Origin of the sequence: Herbaspirillum sp. B65, assembly GCF_000333555.1 — a bacterium.
GTDB lineage: Bacteria > Pseudomonadota > Gammaproteobacteria > Burkholderiales > Burkholderiaceae_D > Herbaspirillum > Herbaspirillum rubrisubalbicans.
The window spans coordinates 1-5,926 of record NZ_BADI01000493.1 but is presented as its reverse complement, the minus strand read 5'-3'; the positions used below and the strand labels follow the sequence as shown (position 1 = coordinate 5,926).

Sequence of the window (5,926 nt, the reverse complement as noted above, 5' to 3'; positions counted from 1 at the left end):
AGGAGCGGTCTCCCGCAGGAACTCGATGAACGCCGCAGCGCCTTCGCCCAGGCCAGTTCCAACCTGGCCGCGGCTGACGCCAACGTCGAGCGGCTGCGTCAGGTGGAAGGATTCAAGCGCATCGTCGCTCCGTTCTCGGGCATCATCACGCGCCGCAACGTGGACGTGGGGGATTTGATCGATCCAGGTGCCGGGCGCTCGCTGTTCGTGCTGTCGCAGACCGATCCGCTGCGGGTCTATGTGAACGTGCCGCAGTCCTACGCCAACCTGGTCAAGCCTGGCCAGCAGGTGACGGTGAGCCAGGCCGAACTGCGTGGTCGCAAGTTCGAGGGAAAGGTGGCGCGCACGGCGGGCTCCATCGATCCGGTCACGCGTTCGATGCAGATCGAGGTGACGCTCTCCAATGCCGACAATGCCCTCTTGCCCGGTGCCTTCGTGCAGGTGGCGCTGCCGCTGAAACCCAGCGGCACCTTGCTGGTCGCCGCCGATACCCTCATGTTCCGCCGCGATGGCTCATTGGTGGCGGCCGTTGATGAGCATAACCGGGTGCGTCTGAAGAAGGTGCGGCTGGGTCGCAACTTCGGCCTGACCGTGGAAGTGCTGGAGGGCTTGAACGGTAACGAAAAACTGATCCTCAATCCCTCCGATTCACTGGCCGAAGGCGATCAGGTCGAGCCGACCCTGGAGCAGCCGGAACAAAAGCAAAAGGCTGCATCGTGAGGCTGCGTTCCCTGCTTGCGGCATCGACGGTGCTCACCGCACTGATGCTGGCGGGCTGCGCCAGCGGCCCCGACTACGTCAAGCCCGCCGTCGAGCTACCCGTCGCCTGGACCCCGGAAGCTCCCTGGCGCGTTATGCAACCGCAGGACGCCAGCCCGCGCGGTCCCTGGTGGGAGCGCTTCCACGATGCCCGACTGAATGCCTTGCAACAGCAAGCCCTGGCCGGCAACCAGACCCTGGCCATTGCCAGCGCCCGGTTAGCGCAGGCGCGTGTGCAACTGGAGGTGGTAGGCGCCGCGCAGTCGCCGCAGGTCGGTATCAACACCCGCGCTGCCCGTGCCCGCATCTCGGCCAATCGTCCGCTGACCAACTACAACTCGCCTAACTTCGCCACCGTACAAAACGATTTCGCGCTGGGCTTGAATGTCAGTTACGAGCTGGATTTCTTCGGACGCGTGCGGCGCTCGGTGGAAGCGGCCAGTGCCTCGGCCCAGCAATCGGCCGCCGACCTGGAAAACACCCGCCTGTTGTTGACGGCTGAACTGGCCAGCAACTACTTCAATCTGCGCGAGCTGGATATCGAGCTGGACGTGGTCCAACGCGCCATCGCGCTGCAACGCAAGGCACTGGAACTGGCCACCTCACGCCATGACCTGGGCGCCACCTCGGGCCTGGATGTGGCCCAGCAACAGGCGCTGCTGGATAACACATTGACCCAGGTCGATATCCTCGGCCGCCAGCGTGCCCAGTACGAGCACGCCATCGCCACCCTCACCGGCACTCCGGCACCGGGCTTCACGATTGCGCCCTCGCTGGCGCCCATCGCACTGCCGGCCATCCCGCTGGGGGTGCCTTCGGATGTGCTGGAGCGCCGTCCCGACATCGCCGCGGCCGAACGTGCCATGGCCGCTGCCAATGCCCAGATCGGCGTGGCCAGCGCGGCCTTCTATCCCAGCTTCATGCTGCAACCTGGGTATGGCGTGGATAGCCGCAATTGGGGCGCGCTCTTCAATGCACCCAGCGTGCTATGGTCGCTCGGGGTATCGGCCTCGCAAAGTCTGTTCGATGCCGGTCGCCTGCGTGCCGGGGTGGATTTCAACAAGGCCGGCTATGCCGCTACCGTGGCCACCTATCGTCGCACCGTGCTGACCGCCATGCAGGAAGTGGAAGATGGCATCACCGGCATCGCAGCGCTGGACCGCGCCTATGGTCAATCGCAATCGGCCATTACCAGCGCGCGCCGGGTGCTGGACATCGCCAACAGCCGCTACGAGGGCGGCGTGACGCCCTATCTGGACGTGATCACGGCGCAACAGGCGCTGCTCAATAGTGAGCGCCAGGCCGCGCAATTGATGGGGCAGCGCCTGCTGGTGTCGGTGTTCCTGATCAAGGCCTTGGGCGGAGACTGGCAGGAGCGGCGCTCGCAGCAAGAGACAGGCGCGCTCTCCGTTGCACCGGCTGTTTCTGCGCAGGCAAGTTTATCGTCGCAAGGGAATGACTGACGAAGGGCCGCACAATTTCCTGCCTGTTGGGTGGGCTTTCTGACGGCACTGACAGTTACGTTGGGCATGATCGGTAATTGCCGCGTAAACCCCCGTGTAATCAGCGATATGGCCTCATCCTGACCTGCCATAGAATCGGCCATGGCATCCATCACAGTCAAATAACGAGGCAGACATGAACTGGTTCAATAATCTGAAGATTGCCAAGAAGCTCATCCTCTCGTTTGCGGCTGTCATCGTGCTCACGGTGGCCCTGGGGGTGTTTGCCATCTTTGAGTTGAAAGTCGTGAACCAGGCCTCCACCGATATGGCGAGTAACTGGTTGCCGACCATCAAGGCTGCGCAAGCCATCCAGGCCTCGCTGCCGCGGATGCGCATCTCGGAGTTGCAGATGATCACGGCCGCGACGCCGGCCGAGCGCGAGGATGCCATCAAGGCCATCAAGTCGCGCCTGGACATCCTGGCCAAGCAGCGCGCTACCTATGAGGCGCAGATTTCTGAGGCGGAAGAAAAGCTCGCCTACGACAAGTTCTCCAAGAGCTTTGCCAGCTACCTGGAGCTCGACAAGAAGCTGGCCGAGATCTCTGGCGCCGGCAAGGAAGAAGAAGCCCGCGCCCTCTTCAAGGGCGACTCCAACAAGACCTTCCGCAGCATGTTGGAAAGCATGGATGAGATCGTCAAGATCAACGACGCCGGCAGTGCCCGTTCCGACCAGACCGCCAACGATGTCTTCAATGCCGCGCGGGCCTGGATCATCGGTCTGCTGGCGGCCATCGTGGTGATCGCCTTCGGTCTGGCCGTGGCCGTGGCGCGCGCCGTCTCGCGCCCCCTGAACGAAGCCGTCAGCGTGGCCGAGCGGGTGGCGCAGGGTGACCTGACGGTGCAAATCAATACAGCCAGCAAGGATGAAACCGGAATGCTGATGCATTCTCTGCGCAGCATGAATGACAGCCTGCACAAGATCGTCAGCGAGGTGCGCTACGGCACTGATGCGATCACCACCGCATCCCAGGAAATCGCCAGCGGCAACCTGGATCTTTCTTCCCGCACCGAGCAACAGGCCGGGTCGCTGGAAGAAACCGCCTCGGCGATGGAAGAATTGACTGCCACCGTCAAGCAGAACGCCGACAATGCACGCCAGGCCAACCAGTTGGCAGCTTCCGCTTCCGACATTGCCAGCCAGGGCGGCGAGGTGGTCAGTCAGGTGGTGCAGACCATGGAGGGCATTACCGAGAGTTCCAGCCGTATCGCCGACATCATTACGGTCATCGATGGCATCGCCTTCCAGACCAACATCCTGGCCCTGAATGCCGCCGTGGAAGCGGCGCGCGCCGGTGAGCAGGGACGCGGTTTCGCAGTGGTAGCGTCCGAAGTGCGTTCGCTGGCGCAGCGCTCGGCCTCGGCTGCCAAGGAGATCAAGCAATTGATCGACGACTCGGTGCAAAAGGTCGGCGTCGGCAGTGAACTGGTCGAGCGTGCCGGTGCCACCATGAGCGAGGTGGTCGCCAGCGTCAAGCGCGTCACCGACGTGGTGGCCGAGATCAGCGCGGCCAGCAGCGAACAGAGTACCGGCATCGAGGAAATCAATCGCGCCGTGACCCAGATGGATGAAGTCACGCAACAGAATGCGGCTCTGGTGGAACAAGCCGCGGCCGCCGCACAATCACTGCAGGACCAGGCGGGGCGGTTGTCGCAGGTGGTCAGTGTGTTCAAGATCCAGCGCTGAATCGACGAATCGCAACTGATCCAGCATGGTTGACCAAAGCGGCCGTCAGGCCGTTTTTTTTGTCTTCTTTTACTCATGCACTCATGCCGCTTTATCAGGCGGGCACAAGAAATTCCCTTTGTTCGCCCACCGATTCATGGAACAAACCTGCACTCGATGCATAACTTGGTCGTGTCGATGCGGTGATTCCCTGCACAAAGCTTCATATACGATCCGGGGCACGCCAACCCTCCGATTGACGATTGACAAGCGGCAACCCCGCGTGAATAATCCGTCCAGTGATATGATGACGTACAAGCTAGCCTGAGCGAGCCAGCGTCCTTACTCCAATCCACCTTGCGCGTTGAACCCGATTCGACCACCACAACAATGAGCCACCCTCAGGAGACCGCCCCCATGAGTGCAGACGATGACCGTAATGCCTGGCAGAGCGCGCGCTTTTCCCGCCTGCTGTTGACCGGTGCCGCCGGCGGCGTCGGCCGGCAGTTGCGGCCGCGCCTGGCCGCTTTTGCCGACCAGGTACGGGTGGCCGACCTGGCCAGCGCCATGCAGGCCGCTGCACCAGCGGCGGCGCATGAGGAAAGCCTGGGCTGCGATCTGGCCGACCGCGTCGCGGTGGATGCCATGGTGGCCGGCTGCGACGCCATCATCCACCTGGGCGGGGTGTCGGTGGAGCGGCCCTTCGAGGAAATCCTGGAAGCCAACATCAAGGGCGTGTTCCATATCTACGAAGCTGCGCGGCGCCACCAGGTCAAGCGCGTCATCTTCGCCAGTTCCAATCACGTCACCGGTTTCTACGGTCAGGATGAACGCATCGACGCGCGCGCCCTGAAGCGCCCGGACGGTTACTACGGCTTGTCCAAGTCCTATGGCGAAGACATGGCGCAGTTCTACTTCGACCGCTATGGCGTGGAAACGGTGAGCATCCGCATCGGTTCGATCTTCCCGGAAGCGACCAACCGCCGCATGTTGGCCAGCTGGATGAGCATGGACGACTTCGAGCAATTACTGCGCCGGGCACTGTTTATCCCCGATGTCGGCCACACCGTGGTCTATGGCATGTCGGCCAATGCCAAGACCTGGTGGGACAACCGCTACGCCGCGCACCTGGGCTATGCGCCCAAGGACAGCTCCGAGATATTCCGCGCCAAGGTGGAGGCCCAGCCGCAACCGGCTCCCGATGATCCGGTCATGACCCTGCAGGGCGGGGCCTTCACCGCGACCGGCCCCTTCGATCCGCTGGTGGACTGATCCGCCGCATACCTGGATTTCAGCAACCTTCGAAGATACGCAGCCGTGCGTGCCCGATATGGGCGCGCATGGCTGCCTGCGCACGCTCGGTCGAGCCTTCGGCGATGGCCTGGATGATGGCCTGGTGTTCGTCGTCGATGACCTGGATACGTTCGGCATCCTGGGGCGAGCCCAGGTTCTGCGCCAGTTCCATGCACTGGCGTATCGGTCCCAGCGCATGTTCGATGGTGGAAATGAAGAAGGGATTGCGCGTGGCCCGTGCGATGGCCAGGTGCAAGGCCAGGTCTTCCTCGACCCCGGTCTGTCCTTCCACCTGCGCGCGCCGCAAGGCTTGCAGGCAATGGCGCATCAAGGCCAGGTCCTCCTGCTGGCGTGCGGTGGCGGCAATGCCGGCCGCACCTGCTTCCACGCATTCACGAAAGGCGTAGTAGCGCTCCATGTCATGGATGCTGGCAATCTGCGCCGGCGCACTGTTCTGTAGCGACGGCAGGCGCTGCACGTAATTGCCCGAGCCGCGGCGCGAGACCACGATGCCTTCCGAACGCAGGCGCGAGAGGGCTTCGCGCACCGTGGTGCGGGACGCCTGGTAACGCTGCGCCAGTTCCACTTCGGTGGGCAGCTTGCGGTTCTCGCCCAGCTCGCCGCGCAGGATGGCGGCAATGATCTGCTTGCAGATGTGCTCGGAACGGCTCAGGCTGCCGTGGCCGGGGGCGGCGGGGGAGAAGCG

5 protein-coding genes are annotated in these 5,926 nt (G+C 63.1%); 4 read left to right on the top strand and 1 reads right to left on the bottom strand.

Annotated features, from left to right (window positions below):
* From I5W_RS11910 to I5W_RS11895, 4 genes are all read left to right on the top strand, one after another.
* Positions 1-720 (top strand): efflux RND transporter periplasmic adaptor subunit (locus tag I5W_RS11910; RefSeq protein WP_044529381.1); only part of this gene is annotated, 720 nt, incomplete at its 5' end.
* Entirely contained in the window at positions 717-2,222 is a 1,506-nt protein-coding gene (locus I5W_RS11905) for an efflux transporter outer membrane subunit (protein ID WP_044529380.1), read from the top strand. The genes I5W_RS11910 and I5W_RS11905, both read left to right, overlap by 4 nt.
* Positions 2,223-2,397: 175 nt before the next feature.
* Positions 2,398-3,948 carry a methyl-accepting chemotaxis protein gene (locus I5W_RS11900; protein WP_044529379.1) on the top strand — a complete coding sequence of 517 codons (1,551 nt, stop codon included), beginning with the start codon at positions 2,398-2,400 and terminating at the stop codon, positions 3,946-3,948.
* Between the two features lie 396 nt (positions 3,949-4,344).
* On the top strand, positions 4,345-5,199 hold the full coding sequence (locus I5W_RS11895; RefSeq protein ID WP_044529378.1) for an NAD-dependent epimerase/dehydratase family protein: 855 nt from the start codon (positions 4,345-4,347) through the stop codon (positions 5,197-5,199).
* 19 nt (positions 5,200-5,218) lie between these two features.
* On the opposite strand, the gene I5W_RS11890 is transcribed toward I5W_RS11895, so the two are convergent.
* Positions 5,219-5,893 (bottom strand): FadR/GntR family transcriptional regulator, encoded by a 675-nt coding sequence (locus I5W_RS11890; RefSeq protein ID WP_044529382.1) that lies wholly within the window; start codon positions 5,891-5,893, stop codon positions 5,219-5,221.
* Between the last annotated feature and the right edge of the window lie 33 nt (positions 5,894-5,926).